Annotated in this window: 25 protein-coding genes; 20 read left to right on the top strand and 5 right to left on the bottom strand. The window is 43.1% G+C overall.

Annotated elements, in window-relative coordinates:
- The first annotated feature begins 69 nt into the window (after positions 1 to 69).
- The 10 genes from CXF80_RS07135 to CXF80_RS07090 all read left to right on the top strand — a co-directional run bounded on the left by CXF80_RS07135 (position 70) and on the right by CXF80_RS07090 (position 9381).
- The gene (locus CXF80_RS07135) at positions 70 to 852 is read left to right on the top strand and encodes an enoyl-CoA hydratase (protein ID WP_101032224.1); all 783 of its coding nucleotides are present in this window, start codon (positions 70 to 72) and stop codon (positions 850 to 852) included.
- Positions 852 to 1970 (top strand): enoyl-CoA hydratase/isomerase family protein, encoded by a 1119-nt coding sequence (locus tag CXF80_RS07130; protein WP_101032223.1) that lies wholly within the window; start codon positions 852 to 854, stop codon positions 1968 to 1970. The genes CXF80_RS07135 and CXF80_RS07130 overlap by 1 nt, the downstream gene beginning before the upstream one ends.
- 14 nt (positions 1971 to 1984) lie before the next feature.
- Positions 1985 to 2884, top strand: a complete 900-nt coding sequence (gene mmsB / locus CXF80_RS07125) for a 3-hydroxyisobutyrate dehydrogenase (RefSeq protein ID WP_101032222.1) — start codon at positions 1985 to 1987, stop codon at positions 2882 to 2884.
- Between the two features lie 12 nt (positions 2885 to 2896).
- A complete protein-coding gene (locus tag CXF80_RS07120) occupies positions 2897 to 3655 on the top strand; it encodes an SDR family oxidoreductase (protein ID WP_101032221.1) in 759 nt (252 codons plus the stop codon).
- 135 nt (positions 3656 to 3790) lie between these two features.
- On the top strand, positions 3791 to 3997 hold the full coding sequence (locus CXF80_RS07115; RefSeq protein ID WP_101034701.1) for a hypothetical protein: 207 nt from the start codon (positions 3791 to 3793) through the stop codon (positions 3995 to 3997).
- A gap of 8 nt (positions 3998 to 4005) precedes the next feature.
- On the top strand, positions 4006 to 4941 hold the full coding sequence (locus tag CXF80_RS07110; RefSeq protein WP_198554742.1) for a DMT family transporter: 936 nt from the start codon (positions 4006 to 4008) through the stop codon (positions 4939 to 4941).
- A 38-nt stretch (positions 4942 to 4979) separates the two neighbouring features.
- Positions 4980 to 5903, top strand: coding sequence for a M14 family metallopeptidase (locus tag CXF80_RS07105; protein ID WP_101032220.1), 924 nt, complete (start codon positions 4980 to 4982; stop codon positions 5901 to 5903).
- A gap of 505 nt (positions 5904 to 6408) precedes the next feature.
- The gene (locus tag CXF80_RS07100) at positions 6409 to 8001 is read left to right on the top strand and encodes an ABC-F family ATPase (protein ID WP_101032219.1); all 1593 of its coding nucleotides are present in this window, start codon (positions 6409 to 6411) and stop codon (positions 7999 to 8001) included.
- A 159-nt stretch (positions 8002 to 8160) separates the two neighbouring features.
- Entirely contained in the window at positions 8161 to 8526 is a 366-nt protein-coding gene (locus CXF80_RS07095; protein ID WP_164839502.1) for a hypothetical protein, read from the top strand.
- A gap of 27 nt (positions 8527 to 8553) precedes the next feature.
- Positions 8554 to 9381, top strand: a complete 828-nt coding sequence (locus CXF80_RS07090; protein ID WP_101032217.1) for an alpha/beta fold hydrolase — start codon at positions 8554 to 8556, stop codon at positions 9379 to 9381.
- A 208-nt stretch (positions 9382 to 9589) separates the two neighbouring features.
- Here the strand turns inward: CXF80_RS07090 and CXF80_RS07085 are convergent, their stop codons facing one another.
- From CXF80_RS07085 to CXF80_RS07070, 4 genes are all read right to left on the bottom strand, one after another.
- Positions 9590 to 10132 carry a DUF1415 domain-containing protein gene (locus CXF80_RS07085; RefSeq protein ID WP_101032216.1) on the bottom strand — a complete coding sequence of 181 codons (543 nt, stop codon included), beginning with the start codon at positions 10130 to 10132 and terminating at the stop codon, positions 9590 to 9592.
- Between the two features lie 29 nt (positions 10133 to 10161).
- Entirely contained in the window at positions 10162 to 10767 is a 606-nt protein-coding gene (locus CXF80_RS07080; protein WP_101032215.1) for a LysE family translocator, read from the bottom strand.
- A 267-nt stretch (positions 10768 to 11034) separates the two neighbouring features.
- On the bottom strand, positions 11035 to 11853 hold the full coding sequence (locus CXF80_RS07075) for a DUF2797 domain-containing protein (protein ID WP_101032214.1): 819 nt from the start codon (positions 11851 to 11853) through the stop codon (positions 11035 to 11037).
- A 107-nt stretch (positions 11854 to 11960) separates the two neighbouring features.
- A complete protein-coding gene (locus CXF80_RS07070) occupies positions 11961 to 12467 on the bottom strand; it encodes a glycine cleavage system protein R (protein ID WP_101032213.1) in 507 nt (168 codons plus the stop codon).
- A 252-nt stretch (positions 12468 to 12719) separates the two neighbouring features.
- Between CXF80_RS07070 and CXF80_RS07065 the strand changes: the two genes are divergently transcribed.
- The 6 genes from CXF80_RS07065 to CXF80_RS07040 all read left to right on the top strand — a co-directional run bounded on the left by CXF80_RS07065 (position 12720) and on the right by CXF80_RS07040 (position 19632).
- Entirely contained in the window at positions 12720 to 14975 is a 2256-nt protein-coding gene (locus CXF80_RS07065) for an ABC transporter permease subunit (RefSeq protein ID WP_101032212.1), read from the top strand.
- 58 nt (positions 14976 to 15033) lie between these two features.
- Entirely contained in the window at positions 15034 to 16695 is a 1662-nt protein-coding gene (pstA, locus tag CXF80_RS07060; protein WP_101032211.1) for a phosphate ABC transporter permease PstA, read from the top strand.
- 27 nt (positions 16696 to 16722) lie between these two features.
- Positions 16723 to 17541, top strand: coding sequence for a phosphate ABC transporter ATP-binding protein PstB (pstB, locus tag CXF80_RS07055; protein ID WP_101032210.1), 819 nt, complete (start codon positions 16723 to 16725; stop codon positions 17539 to 17541).
- Between the two features lie 49 nt (positions 17542 to 17590).
- Positions 17591 to 18295 (top strand): phosphate signaling complex protein PhoU, encoded by a 705-nt coding sequence (phoU, locus tag CXF80_RS07050; RefSeq protein WP_101032209.1) that lies wholly within the window; start codon positions 17591 to 17593, stop codon positions 18293 to 18295.
- A gap of 144 nt (positions 18296 to 18439) precedes the next feature.
- The gene (locus tag CXF80_RS07045; RefSeq protein WP_101032208.1) at positions 18440 to 19027 is read left to right on the top strand and encodes a DUF502 domain-containing protein; all 588 of its coding nucleotides are present in this window, start codon (positions 18440 to 18442) and stop codon (positions 19025 to 19027) included.
- Between the two features lie 248 nt (positions 19028 to 19275).
- The gene (locus CXF80_RS07040; RefSeq protein ID WP_101034699.1) at positions 19276 to 19632 is read left to right on the top strand and encodes a YajD family HNH nuclease; all 357 of its coding nucleotides are present in this window, start codon (positions 19276 to 19278) and stop codon (positions 19630 to 19632) included.
- A 527-nt stretch (positions 19633 to 20159) separates the two neighbouring features.
- Here CXF80_RS07040 and CXF80_RS07035 read toward each other — a convergent pair.
- On the bottom strand, positions 20160 to 20387 hold the full coding sequence (locus tag CXF80_RS07035) for a DUF1289 domain-containing protein (RefSeq protein WP_101032207.1): 228 nt from the start codon (positions 20385 to 20387) through the stop codon (positions 20160 to 20162).
- 79 nt (positions 20388 to 20466) lie between these two features.
- Here CXF80_RS07035 and CXF80_RS07030 point away from each other — a divergent pair, with 79 nt between their 5' ends.
- The 4 genes from CXF80_RS07030 (at position 20467) to oleC (ending at position 25807) form a co-directional block, all read left to right on the top strand.
- A complete protein-coding gene (locus CXF80_RS07030; protein ID WP_101032206.1) occupies positions 20467 to 21786 on the top strand; it encodes a methyltransferase in 1320 nt (439 codons plus the stop codon).
- Between the two features lie 252 nt (positions 21787 to 22038).
- Positions 22039 to 23088 (top strand): 3-oxoacyl-ACP synthase III, encoded by a 1050-nt coding sequence (locus CXF80_RS07025; protein WP_101032205.1) that lies wholly within the window; start codon positions 22039 to 22041, stop codon positions 23086 to 23088.
- Positions 23089 to 23147: 59 nt separating this feature from the next.
- Entirely contained in the window at positions 23148 to 24023 is an 876-nt protein-coding gene (locus CXF80_RS07020; protein WP_101032204.1) for an alpha/beta fold hydrolase, read from the top strand.
- A gap of 86 nt (positions 24024 to 24109) precedes the next feature.
- On the top strand, positions 24110 to 25807 hold the full coding sequence (gene oleC, locus CXF80_RS07015; RefSeq protein WP_101032203.1) for an olefin beta-lactone synthetase: 1698 nt from the start codon (positions 24110 to 24112) through the stop codon (positions 25805 to 25807).
- The last annotated feature ends 8 nt before the right edge of the window (positions 25808 to 25815 follow it).

Here is a 25815-nt window from a genome sequence, read left to right as displayed (position 1 = left end):
AGGTTCACTACTGACTATTCTACAACTGAATGATCCACAACTGATTTTCTAGCATAAGGAAATAAGGTTATGACTACACAACCCGATATTCTTGAACATATTATAGGCCATACGGCTATTTTGACCCTGAATAATCCGCCAGCCAATACTTGGACCGCTGATAGTTTACAAGCGCTGAAACACACAGTGCTTAAGCTAAACCAAAACAAAACTATTTATGCTTTGGTGATCACAGGTCAAGGGGATAAATTTTTTTCAGCAGGTGCAGATTTAAATTTGTTTGCCGACGGCGATAAAGTCAATGCAGCTTCCATGGCGGAACATTTTGGTGAAGCGTTTGAAGCCTTAAGTGCGTTTCGCGGTGTGTCGATTGCTGCCATTAATGGTTATGCCATTAGCGGTGGATTAGAAGTGGCGTTAGCTTGCGACTTACGTATCGCTGAAGCGCAAGCGAAAATGGCATTGCCTGAAGCATCAGTAGGATTATCGCCTTGCGCCGGTGGCACCCAAAACTTAACCGCATTAGTTGGCGAAGGTTGGGCTAAGCGGATGATTTTGTGTGGTGAACTTATTGATGCCACTAAAGCAGAGAAAATCGGTTTAGTTGAAGAAATGGTCGAAAAAGGTCAAGCATTGAATGCCGCTGTTGCTCTGGCAGCTAAAGTAGCTAGACAGTCACCTTGCAGTGTTAACGTATGTAAACCTCTTATTCAAGCTGGGCGCACAATGGCGCGTACACAAGCGCTGCCGCTTGAGCGTGAGCGGTTTATTGGTTTATTTGATACTGAAGATCAAACTGAAGGTGTGAATGCCTTTTTTCAAAAACGCACCCCAAAATGGAAGAACGGCTAATGACTCAAGATGTAATATTTCAAACATTAGGGACGCTATCAGGCCAATCAATTGGTGTGGTCACGCTCAATATCGAAAAAGCGCTTAATGCATTGAATCTCGACATGTTGCAAGCCATGCAAGCGCAGCTAACTCAGTGGCAGCAGGACGATAGTATTGCTTGTGTGGTAATGGATGGTGCAGGCGACAAAGCCTTCTGCGCGGGGGGGGATGTGCGAGCGATTTATCATGCTGCAGTGGCAAACCCGAATAACTTGACCGCAGAAGCCGGTGATTTTTTTACCCAAGAATATCAGCTTGATTATTTACTGCATCAATTCGGTAAACCCGTATTGGTGTGGGGCGACGGTATTGTGATGGGCGGCGGGTTAGGATTAATGGCGGGTGGAAGTCATCGAGTTGTCACTGAACGCAGCCGTATTGCGATGCCAGAAGTCACCATTGGGCTATACCCTGATGTAGGCGCTAGCTACTTTTTAAATCGTATGCCGGGTAAAACTGGGCTGTTTTTAGGCTTAACGGCTTACAACATGGGGGCAGCAGATGCGCTGCATGTTGGCTTGGGTAATCATTATCTTAATAGCGATGAAAAAGAGCCATTTTTCGATGCCATGGCTGAACTGGCTTGGAGTCAAGATAGTGAGCAGAATCATCACTTATTGAGTGACTTGCTCACTGGCATGACTCAGCCGCATTTAGCATCGCTGCCAACCAGTCCTTTGCAACAATTTCAAAGCCAAATCGATTTATTAATGGCCGGTGACATTCTTGACGTACATCACCAATTATCAACCCTAAATACTGAACTTGATTGGCTTAAACGTGCGCAAAAAACCGCATTAGCTGGCAGCCCGATTAGCTGGCATTTAATTTTTGCTCAGGCAGCATTGGGTAACGATCTTAGCTTGGCAGAATGCTTTAAATGGGAGTTAGGCGTGAGCGTTAATTGTTGCTCCATGGGTGATTTTTGCGAAGGCATTCGAGCATTATTGATAGATAAAGACCGAAGCCCACAATGGTTGTTTACTGATGTAGAGGCTGTGGACGCAAACAAGATTGCCCAGTTAGTCGCATCGCCTTGGGCTGCAGATAAACACCCATTAGCAAGCTTTAATTAAAAAGGATGAGCAATATGGCAACAGTAGCATTTATTGGTTTAGGTAACATGGGCGGCCCAATGGCGGCCAATTTAGTTAAAGCCGGCTTAACCGTTAAGGTGTTTGACTTAAATCCGGCGGCAGTAGAAGCCTTAACTGCACAAGGTGCATTAAGCGCCAAAACGGCGTGTGGTGCAGCGGCATCGGCCGATTTTGTGATTACCATGCTACCTGCAGGTAAGCATGTGCGCAGTTTGTATTTAGGTGATGACAACAATAAAGGCCTACTAGAGGTGGTGTCAAAACAGGCATTATTAATTGATTGCTCTACCATCGATGCCGATAGCGCCCGTTTAGTGGGTGCTAAAGCCGCCGAGAAAGGGATTGAGTTTATGGATGCACCAGTCTCTGGCGGCACGGCAGGCGCTGCAGCAGGCACCTTAACCTTTATCTGTGGCGGGACTGACCAAGCTTATCAACAAGCGCAAACGGTGTTGACGGTTATGGGCGGCAATATTTTCCATGCTGGCGCGGTAGGGGCAGGTCAAATTGCCAAGATTTGTAACAACATGCTGTTGTCTGTGTTAATGGTCGGTACCAGTGAGTCATTACAATTAGGTTTGGATAATGGCTTAGATCCTAAAGTGCTATCTGATATCATGAAAGTCAGCAGTGGCGGTAACTGGACCTTAGAAAAGTATAATCCATGCCCTGATGTGATGGAAAACGTACCGTCGTCTAACGATTATCAAGGTGGCTTTATGGTTGACTTGATGGTCAAAGATTTAGGCTTGTCGCAAGAAGCGGCAGTCGCCTCTAATTCAAGCACACCAATGAGTTCTCTGGCTCGTAGCTTATATGTTAATCATGCTCGTCAAGGCCATGGTCGTCGCGATTTTTCGAGTATTTTTGAACAATTTTCAAAGAAAAAATAAAGGATTCAGTTGATGGAATTAAAAGATAAGGTTGTCGTCATTACTGGCGGAGCAGGTGGACTAGGTCTGGCAATGGCGCACGATTTAGCTGCTCGAGGGGCTAAATTGGCGCTTATCGATGTTGATCAAACCAAGCTTGAAGAAGCCTGTGCTGATTTAGGTTCAACAACTGAAGTACAAGGCTACGCCTTAGACATTACTGATGAAGAAGATGTCGTCGCTGGCTTTAAATATATTGTTGAAGATTTTGGTCAAGTGAATGTGTTAATTAACAACGCCGGTATTTTACGTGACGGGTTAATGGTCAAAGCCAAAGAAGGCAAAGTGATCGACCGCATGTCGTATCAGCAATTTCAATCGGTGATCAACGTAAACTTAACCGGCACTTTTTTGTGTGGTCGCGAAGCGGCTGCAGCCATGATTGAAACGGGCCAAGCTGGGGTGATCATTAATATTTCTAGCTTAGCTAAATCCGGTAATATGGGGCAGTCTAATTATTCGGCGTCTAAAGCGGGCGTAGCAGCCATGTCCGTAGGCTGGGCCAAAGAACTCGCGCGCTATAACATTCGCAGTGCCGCAGTTGCTCCAGGTGTTATTGCTACTGAAATGACCGCCGCCATGAAACCAGAAGCGTTAGAACGCCTTGAAAAAATGGTTCCAGTTGGCCGTTTAGGTCAGCCAGAAGAAATTGCTTCAACGGTGCGTTTTATCATTGAAAATGATTATGTGAATGGCCGAGTGTTCGAAATTGATGGTGGTATTCGTTTATAAGCGATGATATCTGCTTTAAGTTTGTTATGATGCTGTCACGCCAAGCTAATACTATTCGTATTAGCTTGGCGTTATTTTTTCACTCTTTAGGGATGCTATTACGTGGCCAAATTAGAATTTCTGATTAAAAAAATCATGTTAATTGTTGGAGTGCTAGGGGTGATAATCATCTATGGCGGCTTTTTGTATTTATTCTTTTCCGATCGTTCGACGGCTGCTTTACCGTGGTTTTTACTTATCTCACCTTGGATTTGCGTCTACTTTGGTTTAACACATGTGCAGCAAGTGGCTGTAATACAATGGTTTGTCAATAAATTCACCTTTAAAAACAACGCTAAGTAGCCCCGTTTATGTCTGCTCTATCAGCGTTTTTATCGCGGTTTTCTATTCCCCTGTATACCATGATAGCCTTGGTTGCATTTGCGGCTAACTCAGTATTGTGCCGCATGGCGTTATCATCGACCCAGCAAACAACGCCATTAATTGACCCAAGCAGTTTTACGGCCATTCGTTTGACCACAGGTGCCTTGGTGTTGTGGTTATTAATGTTATTGCGACCAAGTAAAATCGACACTAATAACTCAACTCGCCGAGGTAGCTTGTTTGCTGCGGGATTACTGTTCATCTATGCTGTGGCATTTTCATACGCTTATGTACTGCTCGACACCGCTACTGGTGCGTTGATTTTGTTTGCAGCAGTGCAAATTAGCATGATGGTCATCAGCCATATTCAAGGTCAACGACTGACGTTACTCGAGTTCATTGGGGCATTATTGGCTTTTGCTGGCTTTGGCTATTTAGTGTTACCTGGGGTTAGCGCTCCCTCCTTTACCGGCTTAGTGTTAATGGCCATCAGTGGCTGTGCATGGGGTGGCTACACTTTATTGGGTAAACAGTCTCGCCAACCGCTATTCGACACTGGATATAATTTTATTCGGACCTTGCCGTTGGTTATGGTGATGATAGGCGCAGTATGGTTGCTGTCCGTGTTTACCGTTACCGAACCAATGAGCCACTTCATATTATCACCATTAGGGATCCTACTGGCCATCTTGTCAGGCGGCGCGGCATCCGGTGTCGGGTATGCATTATGGTATCAAGCATTACGTGGGTTAACATCAACCCATGCAGCGGTATTACAGCTGACCGTTCCCGTCATTGCAGCCTTAGGTGGCGTGTTGTTTTTAGGTGAAACGATCAGTATTCATCTTAGCATCTCAGCCTGCATCATTTTTTTAGGCATAGCATTAGTCATTTTAGCTAAGCCAAAACAAATCAAGATTTAATAGATTAACTCAATAAAACAAACGATTAACGAGGTTATATGAGCAATTCAACAGCGTATCCTATTGGTACACCAGGGCAAAAGTGGACCGATGCTGACAAAAGCCAATGGTTAGCACAAGTGACGATAAAACGTTCATATCAAGATGAAGTGGTGAGTAAATTAACCCCGCTGGCCGCTCAGTTTGAACAAGTACAATACGGCGCGTTATCTTATGATGCCGACAAATACCCACTGTTTGCGTTTAAACCTCAGCAGTGGGATAGCAATAAAAAAACCATTCTCGTGACGGGTGGCGTGCATGGATATGAAACCAGTGGTGTACAAGGTGCGATTCAATTCTTAGCCACGAAAGCACAACACTATGCTCAATATTTTAATGTAGTCGTAGCGCCTTGCATCAGTCCTTGGGGTTATGAAACTATTAATCGTTGGAATCCTAAATCCATCGACCCTAATCGTTCTTTTTATCCTAATAGCCCAGCAGAAGAGTCTGCTGCACTGATGGCATTTGTCGCAACACTGGGCGATATTTATGCGCATATTGACCTACATGAAACTACCGATACTGACGAGCTGGAGTTCAGACCGGTATTATCTGCTCGCGATGGTGTGGAATATGACAAAGGTATTATTCCTGACGGTTTCTACCTTGTCGGTGACAGTGACAACCCAACACCCGCATTTCAAAAAGCGGTTATCGACTCGGTCTTAAAAGTGACTCATATTGCTCCAGCAGATGATAAAAACCAACTTATCGAAGTGCCGATTGAACAATTTGGGGTGGTTAACTATCCGGTTAAAAAACTCAGTTTATGCGCCGGCATTACAGTCAATCACTTTAACACCACCACCGAAGTCTATCCCGATAGCCCACTTGTCACCGTTCAAGAATGTAACGACGCTCAAGTCGCTGCCATCATTGGTGGATTGGATTATATTGTTGGTTATTTGAAGCTTTAAAAACGATGGCAAGCGATGACAAGCGGTCAAAGCCTAGAGACTAGGGCGGACTGCATCCTGCTAGAGTCGTTTCGCTGTGCTGTTTGCTTTTATAGCATCTAGCCGCGCAGCGTCCTAGCAGCGAAGCGCTCTAGGCTGTTTGTTTTATTGCGTCCTGCTAGGGTCGCTTCGCTGCTATGATTTTATAGCATCTAGCCGCGCAGCGTCCTAGCAGCGCAGCGCTCTAGGCTCTTGCTATAGATTTTATAGCCTCTAGGCTGTTGAAGCTTTTACCGTCAACGCCGGGTTAGTGTTTGCTTTTGTTTTGTTATCGATATCGGTCCATTTTAGGTTGATAAATAGCCCGAAAATCCTTACAATATTGCGCTTCGTATTTACCTCGGCTTTGCCGTATGCCAGTTTCAATATCATTTTTTGCTTGCTTGGGTCGTCTAGACGTCAACTCAAACGATTACACGATAATTTGATATGGGCTTTAACACACAACACGATTTGGAATTTCATTTTGATTACAACAGCTAACATCACGATGCAGTTTGGCGCAAAGCCACTGTTTGAAAACCTATCAGTTAAATTTGGTGGCGGTAATCGCTACGGTTTAATTGGCGCGAATGGTTGTGGTAAATCCACCTTTATGAAAATCCTTGCCGGTGATTTAGAGCCTTCAAGCGGTAACGTCTCGATAGATGTTAACGAGCGCATGGGTAAATTAAACCAAGACCAGTTTGCTTACGAAAGTTTTTCAGTCATTGATACTGTGATCATGGGCCACAGAGAGTTGTGGAAAGTGAAGCAAGAGCGTGACCGTATTTATTCTTTACCTGAAATGAGTGAAGAAGACGGTATCAAAGTGTCTGAGCTTGAGATGGAATTTGCTGAGATGGATGGGTATACCTCAGACGCTCGTGCAGGCGATTTATTGCTTGGTGTGGGTATTGCCACTGAGCAACATTTTGGGCTAATGAGCGAAATCGCTCCTGGTTTCAAATTGCGGGTGTTATTGGCGCAAGCATTATTCTCAAATCCAGATTTATTGTTACTTGACGAACCGACCAACAACTTGGACATCGATACTATTCGCTGGTTACAAGACATGTTGAACCAACGTAACAGCACCATGATTATTATTTCCCATGACCGTTACTTTTTAAACTCAGTGTGTACCCATATGGCTGACTTAGATTACGGTGAACTGCGAGTGTTCCCTGGTAACTACGACGAATACATGATGGCTGCACAGCAATCACGTGAACGTTTAATGAATGACAACGCGAAGAAAAAAGCGCAAATTGCTGAATTACAAACCTTCGTAGCACGCTTCTCGGCTAACGCATCGAAAGCGAAACAAGCCACATCACGCGCTAAGCAAATTGATAAAATTAAACTTGATGACATTAAAGCATCAAGTCGCGTCAACCCCTTTATTCGTTTCGAGCAAGACAAGAAATTGTTTCGAAATGCACTGGTCGTCGAAAATTTAACTAAAGGTTACGACAAACCCTTATTTAGCAAACTGAACTTAATGGTTGAAGTGGGTGAACGTATTGCTATTTTGGGTCAGAACGGTATTGGTAAAACCACGTTACTACGTACTTTAGTGCACGATATTCCACAAGACGAAGGGACTATTAATTGGTCTGAAAATGCCAATCTTGGTTACTACGCCCAGGATCATGAAGCTGATTTTACTAATGACATGACTTTATTTGAATGGATGAGTCAATGGCGCAAAGAAAACGATGACGATCAGTCTGTTCGCGGTATTTTAGGCCGTATGTTGTTTGGCGCAGATGACATTAAAAAATCCGTTAAAGTGTTGTCCGGTGGTGAAAAAGGCCGTATGTATTTCGGTAAACTTATCATGCAAAAAGCCAATATTTTGTTACTCGATGAACCAACCAACCACATGGATATGGAATCAATCGAGTCATTAAATAATGCGCTTGAAAAGTACGAAGGCACATTGATTTTCGTCTCCCATGACCGTGCATTTGTATCATCATTGGCCACACGTATTATTGAAATCACCGACAAGGGTATTAATGATTTCAAAGGCACTTACGACGAGTTATTGGCGAGTAAAGGTATCGACGCTTAATTGTGGTTTTATAGCCAGTATCGTTTATAGCCAATACTAACGAATTAACATCATTAGCCCTGAACAAATGTTCGGGGCTTTTTGTTTTTATTTACCTGCCTAAGTCATATACTCTAGTGTTATAAATCAATGGTATTACCCAGCACAGGCATCTATTTTATGAGCATCACCCTCGAACAAGCCGCATCAACCTTGAATGAACTCAAATGTCGTACTAATTTTAATATTAAGAATGTTACCGAATACATGCTCCCTGAGTTAAAAGAACCGGTTTATTTACATGTAGAAGGACAAACGCCATTACTGATTATCCGTCCGGCATTTGAAATTTTTTCGACAGAATTGGCGACTATAGATGGCGTACACGCAAAATATGATTATTACCATAATGCGCAAATGACCCGATTTCCAACCCGTCGAAACAAAGGCTTAAATGAAATTCACTATGGTCTAGCATTTCGGTTTGATACCACAGATGCAGTTATTCTATTTATCAATAGACTGATTGAAATTGTAAAAGGATAAGTTGACTCATTAGGAGCGCGATAGGCCATGACAGAGCAATTTAATATTAATCAGTTTAATTGTTCCATTAGCGGTATGGGACAGACCCTTATTTGGGCCCATGGCTCAACCGGCAGCATCCAAAGTGAAGATGCGATTGGTTTATATGCCTGGCATCGATTTCCAAAAAAATTACAGCTTATTCGTTATGACGCCGTTGGTCATGGCTTGTCTTCAGCCGGTAAGTGCGTTGAAGACTATTTATGGCCAGAATTGGCGAATGACATGATAAGCATCGCCACGCATTTAAGCGCGCCATCAGAGCTTATTTTAGGCGGTCAATCAATGGGCAGTGTCACGAGCTTATATGCTGCATTGAAGTATCCAGAAAAAGTAAAAGGATTGATCCTGATGAACCCGCCCACAGCATGGGATGCACGGGCGGCACAAGTGGATATTTACCCTAAAATGGCCAAAGCAGCGCGTATTTTTGGCGGTAAAGGGTTAGCCAGGATAATCGCCAAACATTGGGATAAAATGCTACCAAGTTGGCTGATTAATGGCCATGAACACAGTGTGCTGGGCATGTTAGATGGATTAAAATTGATGACACGTCAAACGCTTGACCGACTGTTTCGCGCAGCCGCCCTCAATGATCTGCCAAATAAACAACACATTGCCACATTGACTATGCCAACCCTGATTTTAGCCTGGGAGGGTGATAAGGCTCACCCCATTGAGACCGCCATTGAGTTGCATAAAATATTACCACATTCGACGTTACACATTGCTCACTCGATAGATGATGTCAATGAATGGCCAAAATTGATCAGTGAATTTTGTCTCAATAACGACAACAATGGGAAAGAACGATAAGAACCTAGATGTTAAATAGCTTCGCTACTAGAGGCTAGAAAAGCGGAAAGAATGAATGGACCTAGATGCTAGATCGTTTCATCTAGCTGTTACTTGCTTGTATATTAGCGCAGCGATCTAGCAGGACTAAGTCCGCTCTAGCCTCTAGGCTTTAATCGCTTGTCACCGCTTGTCATCGGCCTGTATCGCTCTTACCCGAGTACCAAGGCTACTTGGTGCAGTTTTGCAATAAGGTCACAAAAAAATCGCTGCCTTTACGCTCTGCAAAAGCAATATTCCGCTCAGGAATGGATTCGGGGTCGGTATAGCTTGCTAACGCTATTTCCATACTGGCTTCACGGATAATATGCAGGCAAGGGTAGGGAGAACGATTGGTAAAATTAGCCGGACTGTCTTGGGGTTCACCTTCAAAGCAATAGTCTGGGTGAAAACTGGCGAGTTGGTAAATGCCTTCATAACCTTGCTCAACCAATTCATCATTTGCATAATCGACTATGTCTAAATAAGGGTAGAAGCCTTCAAATCCACGAGGCAGAATAAACAGTGTGGTTTCAGTTTGAGGATGATTGTCCAAGTATTGGCATTCTTGTATTAACGCATTAAGCACTTTTGCTACTTTGGTTTCTTCAATGGCAACATAACGAATGCTGGCACGTTCGACCTCTCGACGGGCAAACGGGCAAATGTTGTATTTCATAATGACATCTTTCACCCATTTTTCAGTGTGAGTGAGGCATTCATGTGGTTCCATTATGTAACCTTTTAACCCTATTTAATGGTTCAGTGAGTTGTGGGTGGCAACATCATTGGGATAATCGATGCTACTAATAATAAAGCCATTGTGACATTAAAAATACGTTGTTGGCGCTCATTTTTAAGTAGTCGTTTTAGCGCCACCCCAAATCCAAGCCAGACAATTGCACAGGGAAATGCCACACACAAAAATACGCTGGCAATGGTAATCACTTGGCCATTGAGCTCTTGCTGCACTGAGGTAAATGTTGCAATGGCGCCGACAGCCATGATCCAACCTTTTGGATTCACCCATTGAAACGCAGCCGCTTGCAAAAAACTAAACGGTTTACTCACCGGTTTGCCTTCCATTTTACTGCTGCTATTGGCAATGAGCCATGATAGGTAAAGCAGGTAACTGATACCAATAACTTTAATCACAATATGGATGAAGGGATAAGCTTTAAATATTGCGCTTAACCCAAGCCCGACGGCCAATATCATGGTCGGAAAACCTAAGCTTATACCCATTAAGTGAGGAATACTTCGCTTAATACCAAAGTTCACTCCAGAGGTCATTAACATAATGTTGTTCGGGCCAGGAGTAATGCCGGCAGAAAAAGCAAATAACGCAATGGCGAATACTAACTCCATGAAAGGGTCTCTGTAGTGGATTAATAAGCTATTTTGATAAGTCGAATTCTAGGGGAAATGAATGATTCACCATAATGATTTTTTTAACGCTTGCCTAAATATATCGTTTTAATATTAACACAACGGCTATTTATTCATTAAGCTGTTGTTATAAGTTAAGTAAATTATTAGTGACTCAGTGTAATCGTTGATCGTTACTATCAAGCAACAAGGCCAGAGTTTATCTCTGAGCTCGTTACTTGAGCATTTCGATAATAACCAGGTAGGTTAATAACTGACATCTACTTCGTAAGATGAAAATTTACGGATATTAATCACCCCTGTATCAAAAATAAGATATTGGCCTTTAATGCCTTGTAAAATACCGCTAACTTCAGCAATTTTATCGAAATTATGCGACTTTACTTTAACTGGGAATTGCGTGATCGGATAACTTATGGCCTGAATATTAGCGTCTAGGCGTTCAATGACAATATCTTGATGTTCGGCCGCGAGGGCTTGCAGTTTATCTTCAATTAACGGGATAAGCTGCGCAGCTTGCTCTACCAAATCGACATCATCATTATGACCTTTTAGCATCGCTTGCCAATGGGTTTTATCATTAATGAATTTTGCCAGTTCAACTTCAATTAAGCCCGACATTTTACGGGTAGACACTTTAAAAATAGGTAAGCCTTGAGTCGCGCCTTGATCTATCCAACGGGTTGGGATTTGAGTATGGCGGGTAATACCTACTTTAATGCCTGAAGTATTAGACAAATAGACATAATGTGGCACAAAGCAATTTGACATGCCCCATTCTGGTTCGCGGCAAGTGCCTTGATCAAAGTGGCATGTTTCTGGTTTCATTATACACAGGTCGCAACTGGCCAGTTTTGTCATGCAGACATAACAATGGCCCTGAGAATAACTTTTCTTGGTTTTTTTACCGCAGTTGCTGCAAAAAATATTACCCGTATGAGTCATGGTTAATGACTTACCAATAAGCGGGTTAAGCGCTAAACGCGCTTCTCCGACAGGTAAATGATACTCCACCTCATGGTCATCATTGAGGTGGGTTTTCAGTTTTGATAGCGTTCCAAACATGGTTAATCCATTTATCGTCATTATTATGTGGCAGTTTAGCAGATGATGAAAACGGATTTTAGCCTTAATTTGCCTTGTTTGTTTTTGCCTTAAACGTTAAATTCAACTTATGCTAATTTACTGAGCTTATCTAATACAACATCATCACCCATTTCATAAAGTGATGCCGTGATTTGCTCCTCTTGAGCGGGATCGGTTAAGCCAAATGCCATTGTCGCTCTAAATAACGCAATGCCTGTGTGGCTGGCCGTTTCGTATTGGCTACTAAACTGTTCAATGTTTACGCCTAACGCATTCATTTTATTAGAGATGTGCAACACAATCCCGGGGCGATCGTATGCGATTAAGTTGTAATACAGATGCTTAATCGGTTTCGTGCTTAAGGTGGTTTTAGCAAAGGTTAAGGCTAAGCCGTCAATGCATTCTAAGGCGTCAACTAATGCATCCCATTTTAGCGCTGGGACTTCTAATTGTAATATCGCGGCAAAAACGCCATCTAGATGGCGCATTTCCGAGTCTAGCCAGTTGCCATTATGTCGGCTTACTACATTGGCTATTTGTTCTACTAAGCCTTTCCTATCAGGTGCTTGAAGAGTAATAATATAACGCATCATTCGATATTTCTCCTATAAATAATGTCTGTAACACAACTGTCATCTTTACGTCATATAATCTCAGCCACTTAAGATTGTGTTATGTTTTTATTGCTGTCCTACAACAGGTTTACTGTTGTGTTACTACAATTTATTTAGAGACTAAAGGATAACTAATAGACAGTTATTTAGTCATAAATATTTATTGTTAGCATAGTAGACTACACAATCAAAGCGCTAATTATGGCATCGATTAATTATTAGAGGTTCTTAATGGAAAGTCAGGTCAATCAACCTGGTTCTGCTGAAAAAAGTCTACTCGTTGATAGACATGCAACCCGCAGAGCATTTAAGGATAAAGCAGCTGAGATTGGGGTAACCATCGGTGGCACCTTAGTGTTTGTCACTTTGTTATTAATATTTTTCTATTTGCTGTATGTCATCAAGCCCATTTTTGATGGTGCAGATATAGAACCTGTTACGAGTGTCAGCTATCAACATGCTGATGCTAAAACCTTAATGGTCGGCAGTGATGAACAAAACGAAGTGCTATATCGGGTGACCGAATTGGGTACTGTTGATTTTTATTCAGCCGCGAGCGGTGAATTAATTTCGTCTTTTACTCCTAAACTTCCTCAAGGTGCAACGGTAACTAGCAGTACCAAATCAAGTCCAAGCGAGCAACGCTTCGCATTAGGGCTAAGCAACGGTCAAGTGATTGTTGTCGGGATTGAGTTTGGTTTGACCTACCCAGACAATCAACGTCTGATTACCCCTTCTTTACGTTATCCAATGGGGGAAGCGCCATTAACCATTAATCGCGATGGTGCTGTGTATAATCTGGTGTTTGATTATAGCGATAGTCGCATGAGCTTTGCTTATCAAGACAAAAATGGTGCTTGGAAGCTAAATCGCCAAGAAGGCGAAGAAAACATGATGACTGAAGAAGTTGAATGGTCATCGGTTGAAGTCTTTATTGAAGATGCGCCAAACGATGTCGTATCAGTATTAATGACCCCAGATCATCGTCAGCTTATTTTGAGCGCGAATAACAAACTATTTATTTACAACACTCGTAATGCACACTCTGTAGAGTTGCTTCAAGTCGTTGATGTAAAAAAAGTTAATGCTGATGTTAAGCAAGTGAATTTACTTGCGGGTGCCAGCTCGATTTTAGTCAGTTATGACAGTGGCATTGTGAGTCAGTACTTCCAAGTAAATAGCGAAAAAGGGCGTTTATATGAGCAAATTCGTGAGTTTGATGATATTGCTCCAGTGAGTGTTATGGCGACAGAGTTTTATCGTAAAAGCTTTGCAGTCTTAAGCCCTGAAGGTGAGTTAACCCTGCTTTATACTACCAGTGAACGAGAGTTATTCGACGAGAAGTTTCAGTTAACTAACCCTGGGGAAATGAGCTTTAGCCCGCGTTCAAATGCCTTGGTGATTGAAGCCGATAACAAACTTAACCTTTTCTCTGTTGAAAACAGCCACCCAGAAATATCGTGGAGCGCGCTGTGGGAGAAAGTGTGGTACGAAAGTTACCCTGAACCACAATATGTATGGCAATCGACGTCTGGTTCTGACGACTTTGAGGCTAAGTTAAGTTTAATGCCGTTAGCATTTGGTACCATGAAAGCCGCTTTTTACGCCATGTTGTTTGCGGCGCCATTAGCGATTGCCGGTGCCATTTATACCGCTTACTTTATGACGCCAAAAGTCCGCAACGTGGTAAAGCCTACCATTGAAATTATGGAGGCATTACCCACGGTTATTTTGGGTTTCTTGGCAGGATTATGGCTAGCGCCACTGATTGAAGATAACTTACCCGGCATAGTGGTGTTGTTGTTGTCAATGCCCATATCAATACTCATCACCGCATTTGCTTGGAGTAAATTGCCACAAACGTGGAAGCATCGCCTACCAGAAACATATCAAGAACTGATGTTATTGCCAGTGATTATATTTGTCGGTTGGTTCTCATTTACGATTAGCCCTGTCATTGAAGTGGCATTATTTGACGGTAATACTCGCCAGTTTATTACCAACGATTTAGGCATTACCTTTGACCAACGTAATGCGCTTGTTGTGGGGATTGCCATGGGTTTTGCGGTTATTCCAACAATATTTTCGATTGCTGAAGATGCTATTTTCTCCGTACCACGTCATTTGTCAAACGGCAGTTTGGCATTGGGTGCAACAAACTGGCAAACCCTGACCAAGGTGGTATTGCTTACCGCCAGTCCGGGTATTTTCTCGGCCATCATGATGGGCTTAGGCCGTGCAGTGGGTGAAACCATGATTGTGTTAATGGCAACCGGTAATACCGCAATCCTTGAGTGGAGTGTGTTTGAGGGTATGCGTACCTTAGCGGCAAACATTGCCGTAGAAATGCCGGAGTCGGCCATTGGCAGTACGCATTACCGTGTATTGTTCTTAGCCGCCTTTGTATTGTTCGTGTTCACCTTCTTCTTTAATACCATTGCAGAAGTTGTTCGCCAACGTTTACGCGAACGTTATAGCTCACTGTAAGGAAAGATGATGACTCAATTAATGATTATTTCGCCAATCGCCTTGAGAGGTTTGTGTAATGGGTAAGTGGTTTAAATCAGGTTCACCGTGGATTTGGATGACCGGTGGTGCCGTTAGTATCAGTTTAATTGCCGTTCTAGGCTTATTACTGTTAATTGCGTGGCGTGGCTTGAGTTACTTCTGGCCTGCTGATGTTTACCAATGGCAACTTGAAGACAATAATGGCGTTAAAAGCACCCTTATTGGTGAAATTTATAACCGCGAAGAAGTGCCTACGGAACGGTTAATTTCAGCAGGTCATAAATTTACCAAGCACCCTGGTGAGTTTGTGACGCGTTACTTGGTTAAAACAGGTAACCGTGAGTTTGTGGGATTAGATTTTCGTTGGATTTTAGCAACAGATATCGTTAGCCGTTCAATGCCTGCAGATGTTGCTAAGCTTGAGCGCACACAAAATGGTAATTTTTACGGTTACCCCGTTGCGGTTATTGAAGACGGTAAGCGTTTAGCGCTCAATGATGAAGCTGCGATTGAAACGTCATTGATGGGTCATATAGATCGTGCGGTTGCAATTGCTGATGAAGCATTAGCGTTGCAAAAAAGTGACATTGGCTCAATTAATTATCAAATGGAGCGTCTACGTTTAAAAGAGCGTGGTTATGAGCTAGAGGGTGAATTAACTGATGAGCTTAAAGCTGAGGTGGAAGCGCAAGTTGAACAGCTTCACCAAAACTACTTAGTCCTTGAAAAAGACTTGTTTGCCTTACGCGCTAAAGCCGCCCGCGATTCTGTTGTCGTCAAAGATATGCGTGGCGTTGAAGTCACCTTGCAACTGGACTCTATTTTAGACGTCAGCTATGTCAATCACATGAGCTTGCTCAGTAAAGTTGGCCACTGGTTTGTTGGTATTGGCCGTTTTGTCAGTGACGATCCCCGCGAAGCCAATACTGAGGGTGGGGTGTTCCCCGCTATTTTTGGTACCGTTTTTATGGTGATGCTAATGGCGGTTATTGTAACGCCATTTGGAGTCATTGCCGCGATTTACCTTCATGAATATGCTAAGAAAGGCCCTATTACCAAGCTGATCCGCATTGCGGTTATCAATTTGGCCGGTGTACCGTCAATTGTTTACGGTGTCTTTGGTTTAGGCTTCTTTGTCTACATGATGGGTGGCTCAATTGACCAATTATTTTTTCCAGAAGCATTGCCTTCACCAACATTTGGCTCTCCAGGGGTACTTTGGTCTGCATTGACCTTAGCTATTTTAACCTTGCCTGTGGTGATTGTATCAACTGAAGAAGGCTTAAGCCGGATTCCAAGTGCGGTTCGTCAAGGCAGTTTGGCTTTAGGTGCCACCAAAGCCGAAACCTTATGGCGTATTGTCATCCCAATGGCGAGCCCAGCGATTATGACTGGTTTGATTTTAGCTGTAGCACGTGCTGCCGGTGAAGTGGCGCCGTTAATGTTGGTTGGTGTGGTAAAATTAGCGCCAACATTACCGATTGATATGAATTTCCCGTTTGTGCATTTAGAACGTAAGTTTATGCACTTAGGTTTCCATATTTACGATGTAGGCTTCCAAAGCCCTAACGTTGAGGCTGCACGTCCCTTAGTGTATGCAACTTCGTTCTTATTAGTATCTGTAATTGTTGCCCTTAATTTAACCGCTATTAGCGTGCGCAACCATTTACGTGAAAAATTCCGTTCGCTAGAACATTAATTAGCGATATCCTGAGGAAAGATAAAAATGATTTCAATTGATAGTTCAGCAATGCAAACAGAAGCCGTTGATTTAGTTAACTTACCGGCACAGGATACCGCCCTTGAGATCCGTAACCTTGATTTACGTTACGGTGATAAACAAGCGTTATTTGATGTCTCGATGAAGATCCCTAAAAAACAAGTTACCGCATTTATTGGCCCAAGTGGCTGTGGTAAATCAACTCTTTTGCGTTGTATTAACCGTATGAATGATTTGGTTGATAGTTGCAAAATTGACGGTGAAATCTTGCTTTATGGTCAAAATATTTATGATAAGAAAGTCGATGTAGCAGCATTACGTCGTAACGTAGGTATGGTCTTTCAGCGTCCTAATCCGTTTCCTAAGTCAATCTATGAAAACGTGGTTTATGGCTTACGTTTACAAGGATTGAGTAACCGTCGTGAATTAGATGAAGCGGCTGAACGTTCATTGCGTGGCGCAGCTATTTGGGACGAAGTGAAAGACCGTCTACACGACAATGCATTCGGATTATCGGGTGGTCAGCAACAACGTTTAGTGATTGCACGTGCCATAGCCATTGAGCCAGAAGTCTTATTACTCGATGAGCCAACGTCGGCGCTGGATCCAATGTCAACCTTAATTATTGAAGAGTTGATTACAGAATTAAAGGAAAAATATACCGTTGTTATTGTGACACATAACATGCAACAAGCAGCACGGGTGTCAGATCAAACGGCCTTTATGTACATGGGCGAATTGGTTGAATATGCTAATACTAATACCATTTTCACGACCCCCAAAAAGCGTAAAACTGAAGATTATATTACCGGCCGTTACGGTTGATCTTTGTTAAAAAAGCTTTTAATTAACAGATATAAATTAGGTGGGTATCATGGAAAAAATGAATTTAAGTAAACATATATCAGGCCAGTTTAATGCCGAACTTGATGACATTCGGAATCGGGTGTTGGCTATGGGCGGTTTAGTTGAACGTCAGCTTGAACAAGCATTGGATGCGTTAGCAACGCTTGACTCAGAATTAGCTCAACAGGTGATCGAAGGCGATCACAAAGTCAATGGTATGGAAGTCGCTATTGATGAAGAGTGCACTCGTATTATTGCAAAACGTCAACCAGCCGCCAGTGATTTGCGTTTAATCATTGCCATTTCGAAAACCATTACTGATCTGGAGCGTATAGGTGATGCTTGTGTACGTATCGCCAAAGCGGCGGTAGAAAAGCGCGCTAACAGTCAACAACCCCTATTGGTCAGTATTGAAAATATGGGCCGTCACGCCACCCGCATGTTGCACTCAACCTTAGATGCATTAGCACGTATGGATGCCGATGAAGCGTTTGAGTTGCATAAACAAGATGCGAAAATAGACAAAGAGTATGAAGGTATCATCCGTCAATTAATGACTTATATGATGGAAGACCCTCGATCAATCCCTGATGTGTTAGACGTATTATGGGCTGCGCGTGCGGTTGAGCGTGTAGGTGACCGTTGTAAGAATATTTGTGAATACGTGATTTACTATGTTAAAGGCAAAGACGTTCGTCATATTTCTTATGAAGAAATGGAAAAAGAACTGTAAAAGATAACGGCTTTTAAAACGCCCTAATTTGTACTGTTTATTTAATAAACAGCTCAAATTAGGGCGTTTTTGTTTAGGGGTTTTGATGGATATTTGTTATCTTTGCTGGCTAGCTAATTTGCTCTATTGTTGAAGAATCTTTTTATGAAAAACACCCTTGCTCGTGGTTTAACTAATTTATTGCCTATGGTGCTGTCCATTTGGCTATTTTGGTCATTGTTCATCTCACTCGATGGCTTAGGTAAATTATTGCTCAATATTGTGGGGGTAGAATCTGTTTTTGTTGGTGCCGGTTTTTGTTTGGTCGCAAGTTTAGTTTTTATTGCCGGACTGTTATTTTCAGTTAGCCCCATTGCGTGGGTGTATGGTTGGATTGAAAGCCAACTGATGAAGTTTCCACTGTTTAAATCTGTCTACGGTAGTATTCGCGACATCGCGAGTTTGATGAATCGTGATGGCCAGCCGAAAACTCAAAAAACCGTATTAGTCAAACAAGCTAATGGCGGTTTTGTCGTCGGGTTTATCATGAGCGAATCGGTACCTCAGCCACTTACTGATGCGTTACCTGAAGGTGATTGGGTCCCAGTATTATTTCAATTAAGTTACCAAGTGGCAGGCGTGACCAGTTTAGTTAAACGCCAAGACTTAATTATCGTTGATTGGTCCTTCGAAGATGCCATGCGCTTTAATTTAACCGCCGGCATAACCAACAGTAATGTTGCCAAGAACTAGGTAAAGCGGGTAACCGCCGGTAGTCGCGATAAAAGCTGACAACAGTCGATAACAGCGAATGCTGCGCCTACGGTAAAAAAAGCGATGAAAGACTCGGTGCGAAAGCGAACTGGCAGCTAGGTTTAAGCGTTGCTATTGTTAATCTGCACCATTAGCAGAATAATCGTAAAATAAGATCGACCAAACAATTGCCCAAAGCGATAACAGTGATTATCCTTGAGGTAATTCTTTATATGAGTGATAAATCAATGTCGGCCAACGAAAGTAAATTAGATAAAGTATTAGCTGAAGCTAGGGATTATAAGGCCTCTCGTGAAAAAGGTTATCGAGAACAAGCGCTTAAGTTATACCCTTGGGTATGCGGTCGCTGCACTCGCGAATTCACCCATAAAAATTTATCTGAGTTAACGGTTCATCATCGCGATCACAACCACGATAATAATCCATCAGATGGGACGAACTGGGAGTTATTGTGCCTGTATTGTCACGACAATGAACATTCGCGTTTTGAAGAGCTGATCCGTTACGGCAGTACTAAAGAATCCAAACAAGACGCTGCTACGTTCAATCCATTTGCAGATTTAAAAGCAATGATGAAGAAGTAGAGCTGAGACGGTAGAAGCGGTAAGAACGATAACAAGCGGTAACAAGCGATGACAAGCGAGAAACCGCCTAGAAGCTAGGACGCTGCGCTGCGAGAGGCTATACAAGCAAAGTCAAAAGCTGGCTAGATTGATGAAAATCGATAACGGGCGATAAACAGCCTAGGAGCGAGTTCGCTGCGCTGCGAGAGGCTATACAAGCAAAGTCAAAAGCTGGCTAGATTGATGAAAATCGATAACGGGCGATAAACAGCCTAGGAGCGAGTTCGCTACGCGGCGAGATGCTATACAGGCAAAGTCAAAAGCTAGGACGCTTTGCTGCGATATACTATAAATTCAAAAGACAGAAGCATAGGGGCTTTGTTCTATCATGGTAATACTTCTGATCAGGGATCTGCTGGTCGCTTTACCGCTGTTATAGAAGCGAAGCGCACTAGCTGGACGCAGTCCGCCCTAGACTCTAGGCTTGTAATAGCTCGTAATAGCTCGTAATCGCCTGTCACCGCTAGTCACCGCACTTTATCTCAACGTTATCGTTTAATCCGCTTTTCAGCTTCCAACCATTTAGCCCGTGACAAAGTTTGGTTATTGCTGTCACCCAAAAACTGCTGTTTTCTGGCGGCTAGGCTATCCCCAATCTGCTTTTTCTGCGCATCACTTGCTTGTGACCAAATCACAATCTCATCGACGTGGCGAAAACAGCCCATACAATAATTGTCATCATTTAAGCCGCAGCGGGCGACACAAGGTGAGTGCATAGTTTACAATTCCAATACGAGTATCTAAAGACCCGCATCCTATCATTTCAATGAGCGAAGGTTAACAATAAGCAACGATATGTCAGCAATCGATTATCAACACACCTTTAACGAAGTCGACTCACTTTTGAATGCCCTAAAACCCTTGTGGCAGCTCGTCGCATTTGAGTGTAACCACTTACCTTGGCAGCAGGAATTTCCACATTTAGCTCAAAAGGTGTGGCAGCTTGATGATACTGAAATAGATATCCTTGATATGGATCAACAACATCTTGTCGAAATGTTATTACCAAGCTTGATTAGCGACATTAAACAAAGCAAACTTCCACAGGTTGATGAATTAATTAGTCAATTAAGCTTGTTAGTCATCACTTCGCCTACAAGTGCTATTAACCCAATAAACACTCAATCTTTGCCTGGCGGTGAACAGCAAAATAGTAAAGGCCAAAATAACGATTTAGCCCATTTTAGTGCCCATATTAAAGGCCGAAAGTGGCAACAAATTATCATGTTTGCGAATCAAGTTGATCCACAGCATCACCCCAAGTTACCTAGGTTACCTATCTTAGAGTGGTGCGCAGGTAAAGGACACTTAGGCCGCCTGGTGGCTAAGCAGCAACACATTGAGGTGACAAGTCTTGAGTGGCAAGCGAGTTTATGCAGACAAGGCCAATTTATTGCCAAACAATGGCAATTACCACAAACCTTTATTTGTGCCGATGCTTTTGCGCCAATCGACCCGAGTAAGCCGCTATTGTTAATTGATCAACATGCCATTGCATTGCACGCTTGTGGTGATTTACACATTCGTTTACTCAAACTAGCAGCATCGGCAGGTACGCGGGTGATTTCTATTTCACCCTGTTGTTATCATTTAATTGAGCATTCACATTATCAACCGCTATCGGCCTTAGCAAAGGTCAGTGAATTACGCTTGTCGCGTCATAATTTACAACTACCGTCACAGCAAAGTGTGATTGCCAGTACCAAGCAACAAGTATCGCGCCATCAAGAAGTGGCATGGCGTTTGGGTTTTGACAGCCTGCAGCGCGATATTCGGGGCATAGATGCTTATTTGCCGGTGCCGACCATTAAACAAAGTCAGCTTAGCGGCAGTTTTAGCGACTTTTGCCAATGGGCTGCAAATCAAAAGAAATTATTACTACCTAATGCTATTAATTTGAGCCATTATTTTCACCTTGGGATTGAGCGACAACGTCTCACCAAGCGGATCGCTTTAGTGACACATTTATTTCGCCGCACGATAGAGCATTGGCTATTGCTCGATCGTGTCTGTTTTTTACAAGAGCAGGGATATCAAGTTGCGCTGACTGAATTTTGTGCAAACAGTGTTACGCCACGAAATGCCTTGATCCAAGCAATTAAAATAATCGAATAGTAGTCTTGGTCACAGATTTGCAAATTAAGCCATTGTTTACACTGGTTTATTTTTATTAAAACTGTAAGAATTAACAAACTGGTTAATTAAACAATAGAGTTTAACCATAAAAAATCATCCAAATTACCGCATTGGCTTGCTGTTTTTGATTGAATAATTAAGCCATTCTTGTTCAAATGGCGGGTTAATAACGAATATCAACTATTCTAGTGCCTTTTTGGCTTGCTAGAGCGAAGCGAATTATACGGTTTAATGAAATATTCACGCGTCTTTATCAATAGTCTGGCTTATGAGCTAGCACCGCAAGTAGTGTCGAGTAGCGATTTAGAATCTCGCTTGGCACCGCTATATCAAAAGTTTCGTATTCCTATGGGGCAACTTGCCGCATTAACCGGGATTACCGAACGTCGCTGGTGGCCAAAAGGTCATCGTTTATCTGACGGTGCCATTGCCGCTGCGCAAAAAGCCTTAAATGAAACCGGTATTGATGTCAGCGACTTAGGTGCCGTGGTTTACACGGGGGTGTGCCGCGATCAACACGAACCTGCGACCGCTTGCCGTATTGCTGCTGAACTTGGCGTGTCAAAAGACACGGCAATTTATGACATCAGTAATGCCTGTTTAGGGGTGTTGTCGGGTATTTTAGATATAGCCAACCGAATCGAGCTTGGTCAAATCAAAGCGGGTATGGTTGTGTCGTGCGAATCGGCTCGAGACATTGTGGATGCAACCATTGACCACATGCTAGCCGAGCCGACCATGCAAAATTTTGCTCAGTCATTGGCCACATTAACCGGTGGTTCAGGCGCTGTAGCGGTAATTTTAACCGATGGGACTTTGCCGCTTAAAACCACTCGTCAACATCAGCTGTTGGGTGCAAGTCATTTGTCTGCACCAGAACATCACCAATTGTGTCAATGGGGCTTACAAGAAGCTGGGCACTTATTGTATCGCGAGTTTATGCGTACCGATGCCGTGACTTTACTCAAAGAAGGAGTAGAGCTTGCCAAGCACACTTGGGAGCATTTTTTAGAACAACGAGATTGGGTCGTCGAACGGGTCGATAAAGTCATTTGTCACCAAGTGGGTGCCTCTAACCGTCGGCAAGTGCTAAATGCATTAAATATCCCCCACATAAAAGAATATCCCACCTATCAAACATTGGGCAACATGGGCTCGGTATCATTGCCTGTTACGGCTGCCATTGCACATGATGAAGGTTTTTTACGTGTTGGCGACCAAGTCAGCTTTTTAGGGATTGGCAGTGGTTTAAACTGCATGATGCTAGGAATTAAGTGGTAAGCCATTGGCTGCGCTAATTTTTTTGCATTTCATTATAAAAATAATTAACAGGATGCATCATGCTAGACAACTTGCTGCCATTTAAAAGTCACTTTTTAGATCGTAACGGCAATAAATTGCACTACATAAACGAAGGCCAAGGCGAGCCTGTGGTGATGGTGCACGGTAATCCTAGTTGGAGTTACTACTACCGTAATTTAGTCAGCGCACTGAGCGGTCAGCACCAATGTATTGTGCCAGACCATATTGGTTGTGGCTTATCAGATAAACCGGATGATCCACTATACGATTATACCTTAGTTAACCGTATTGATGATTTAGAAGCCTTGCTCGACAGCCTTGATGTAAAACAAAATATTACGCTAGTGGTTCACGACTGGGGCGGCATGATTGGTATGGGCTTTGCGGCGCGCCACCCTGAGCGCATCAAGCGCATTGTGTGTTTAAACACTGCAGCGTTTCATTTACCTAAAACCAAACCGTTTCCTTGGGCATTATGGGTTTGCCGCGACACTTTACTTGGCACCTTGTTAGTGCGCGGTTTGAATGCATTTTCATCTGCGGCGTCGTATGTTGGCGTTAAACGTAAGCCGATGGCTAAAGATGTCCGCGAAGCCTATGTTGCGCCATTTAATTCTTGGAAAAACCGTATTTCGACATTGCGCTTCGTGCAAGATATTCCACTTAAGCCTGGCGATCGTAATTACGACTTAATCACTAGCATTGGCGATAGCTTAAGCCAGTTTGCTAACGTGCCAACGCTTATTTGCTTTGGTTTACAAGATTTTGTATTTGATAAGTATTTTTTAGAGGAATGGCGACTGCGAATGCCTCATGCCACAGTGCACGAGTTTGCCGATTGTGGTCATTACATTCTTGAAGATGCCAGCGACGAAGTGATTGGCTTAATTAAAGATTTCATCGCGACAAATTAAGCTAATGTGCTAGGTTTAATAAAAGTAAATAAAAGGCTCTTTTGAGCCTTTTTGTTCATTTCAACCTGAGCCAATAATGGTTAATCATGACGAACTTCAAAGACAAGCACGCTAACGCCAATATTTGCCAGCACTTACAATATGCTGCTCAGCATACTCCAAATTCTCTTGCCGTGGCCGTTCAGCAGGCAAAGCAAGGCCAATTTGATTACCAAGAAATCGATTTTGCTAGCTTGCATCAGCAATCTGATATGATTGCTAAAGGGCTAATTCAGTACGGCATTACGCGTGGCATGAAAGCCGTGTTGATGGTGACGCCAAGTATAGAATTTTTCTCATTAACCTTTGGTTTATTTAAAGCCGGTATTATTCCGATTTTAGTCGACCCAGGTATGGGCGTAAAAAACCTTAAGCAATGTTTCGAAGAATCACAACCTGACGCCTTTATCGGTATACCTAAGGCTCACATTGCAAGGCGCATTCTTGGTTGGGGTAAAGGCAGTGTCAAACACGTTATTAATGTGGGCGGCTCAGGTTTACAGCGTTGGTTAGCCAATGCCACTAGCCTTGAAACGATTATTGAAATTGGCCGTAATGTGGCTCAACCTCTTTATATGGCATTGCTTCATCATGATGATATGGCAGCCATTTTATTTACCAGTGGTAGCACAGGTACCCCAAAAGGCGTGGTATACAGCCATGGGATGTTTGAAGCGCAAATTAGTGCGCTAAAACACGATTATGGTATTATTCCAGGCGAACGTGACTTAGCCACATTCCCGCTGTTTTCCTTGTTTGGCCCGGCACTTGGCATGGCATCAATTGTACCCGACATGGATGCCAGTAAACCCATCAGCGCCAATCCGGCTAATTTGTTTGCTGCTATCGAGCAATATCAATGCACTAATATGTTTGTTAATCCCGCCTTGTTAGAACGTTTAGGCCAAGCAGGCGAACAAACCCAGCATAAACTCACTAGCGTTAAGCGAGTTATATCAGCTGGCGCGCCGGCAACCATTAGCTCAATCAAGTGCTTTAGCAAAATGCTCAACCCACAAGTTGAAGTGCTCAATTCTTACGGTGCGACTGAATCATTGCCTATTAGTATGATTGGCAGCCATGCGTTGTTTGCTACCAGTGACTTAACCGATCAAGGTAAAGGCATTTGTGTCGGTAAACCGATATCGTCGGTGAGCGTGAATATTATTGCCGTTACTGACGTGGCCAAACCACAATGGGCTGATGTGAATAAGCTTGGCGCTAATGAGATTGGCGAAATTGTGGTGAGCGGCCCTATGGTCAGCCAGGCTTATTATCAGCGTGAGCAAGCCACCCAACTCGCTAAAATTCACGACGGTGAGCACGTTAAACATCGCATGGGTGATGTGGGGTATCTCGACGACAATGGCTTTTTGTGGATGTGTGGTCGTAAAGGTCATATTGTCGATGCCACTCGCGGTCAGCAACGGCTAAAACGCTTTTATACACTGCCGTGCGAGCGAGTATTTAATACCCATCCGCAAGTTAAACGTTCTGCCATTGTTGGCGTGGATGTGGGCGGTGATAGAGTGCCGGTTATGTGTATCGAATTACATAAAGGTATTGTTTGCTCAACCTCTAAAGCGCTCTATCAAGAGTTAACCCAATTAGCTGAACAGTATCCCCATACTCAAGGTATCGGGCGTTTTTTAATTCATCCCGATTTCCCGGTCGATGTGCGCCATAATGCTAAAATATTTAGAGAAAAACTCGCTGTATGGGCCCAAAAGCAATGGCAAGAATAAGGCCGTTC

Source organism: Shewanella sp. Actino-trap-3, from assembly GCF_002836275.1.
Classification (GTDB): Bacteria; Pseudomonadota; Gammaproteobacteria; order Enterobacterales; family Shewanellaceae; genus Shewanella; species Shewanella psychromarinicola.
The sequence above is the reverse complement of the archived record's forward strand: the minus strand, read 5'-3'. Positions and strand labels throughout refer to the sequence as shown.

Coding starts and splice junctions, on each gene's coding strand:
- CXF80_RS07045 (WP_101032208.1), top strand. CDS start 18,440: ATGAAAAACACCCTTGCTCGTGGTTTAACTAATTTATTGCCTATGGTG.
- CXF80_RS07105 (WP_101032220.1), top strand. CDS start 4,980: ATGAGCAATTCAACAGCGTATCCTATTGGTACACCAGGGCAAAAGTGG.
- CXF80_RS07030 (WP_101032206.1), top strand. CDS start 20,467: ATGTCAGCAATCGATTATCAACACACCTTTAACGAAGTCGACTCACTT.
- CXF80_RS07135 (WP_101032224.1), top strand. CDS start 70: ATGACTACACAACCCGATATTCTTGAACATATTATAGGCCATACGGCT.
- CXF80_RS07065 (WP_101032212.1), top strand. CDS start 12,720: ATGGAAAGTCAGGTCAATCAACCTGGTTCTGCTGAAAAAAGTCTACTC.
- pstA (WP_101032211.1), top strand. CDS start 15,034: ATGGGTAAGTGGTTTAAATCAGGTTCACCGTGGATTTGGATGACCGGT.
- CXF80_RS07035 (WP_101032207.1), bottom strand. CDS start 20,387: ATGCACTCACCTTGTGTCGCCCGCTGCGGCTTAAATGATGACAATTAT.
- CXF80_RS07090 (WP_101032217.1), top strand. CDS start 8,554: ATGACAGAGCAATTTAATATTAATCAGTTTAATTGTTCCATTAGCGGT.
- CXF80_RS07025 (WP_101032205.1), top strand. CDS start 22,039: ATGAAATATTCACGCGTCTTTATCAATAGTCTGGCTTATGAGCTAGCA.
- pstB (WP_101032210.1), top strand. CDS start 16,723: ATGATTTCAATTGATAGTTCAGCAATGCAAACAGAAGCCGTTGATTTA.
- oleC (WP_101032203.1), top strand. CDS start 24,110: ATGACGAACTTCAAAGACAAGCACGCTAACGCCAATATTTGCCAGCAC.
- CXF80_RS07095 (WP_164839502.1), top strand. CDS start 8,161: ATGAGCATCACCCTCGAACAAGCCGCATCAACCTTGAATGAACTCAAA.
- CXF80_RS07070 (WP_101032213.1), bottom strand. CDS start 12,467: ATGATGCGTTATATTATTACTCTTCAAGCACCTGATAGGAAAGGCTTA.
- CXF80_RS07020 (WP_101032204.1), top strand. CDS start 23,148: ATGCTAGACAACTTGCTGCCATTTAAAAGTCACTTTTTAGATCGTAAC.
- CXF80_RS07115 (WP_101034701.1), top strand. CDS start 3,791: ATGTTAATTGTTGGAGTGCTAGGGGTGATAATCATCTATGGCGGCTTT.
- CXF80_RS07080 (WP_101032215.1), bottom strand. CDS start 10,767: ATGGAGTTAGTATTCGCCATTGCGTTATTTGCTTTTTCTGCCGGCATT.
- CXF80_RS07130 (WP_101032223.1), top strand. CDS start 852: ATGACTCAAGATGTAATATTTCAAACATTAGGGACGCTATCAGGCCAA.
- mmsB (WP_101032222.1), top strand. CDS start 1,985: ATGGCAACAGTAGCATTTATTGGTTTAGGTAACATGGGCGGCCCAATG.
- CXF80_RS07040 (WP_101034699.1), top strand. CDS start 19,276: ATGTCGGCCAACGAAAGTAAATTAGATAAAGTATTAGCTGAAGCTAGG.
- CXF80_RS07075 (WP_101032214.1), bottom strand. CDS start 11,853: ATGTTTGGAACGCTATCAAAACTGAAAACCCACCTCAATGATGACCAT.
- CXF80_RS07110 (WP_198554742.1), top strand. CDS start 4,006: ATGTCTGCTCTATCAGCGTTTTTATCGCGGTTTTCTATTCCCCTGTAT.
- phoU (WP_101032209.1), top strand. CDS start 17,591: ATGGAAAAAATGAATTTAAGTAAACATATATCAGGCCAGTTTAATGCC.
- CXF80_RS07085 (WP_101032216.1), bottom strand. CDS start 10,132: ATGGAACCACATGAATGCCTCACTCACACTGAAAAATGGGTGAAAGAT.
- CXF80_RS07120 (WP_101032221.1), top strand. CDS start 2,897: ATGGAATTAAAAGATAAGGTTGTCGTCATTACTGGCGGAGCAGGTGGA.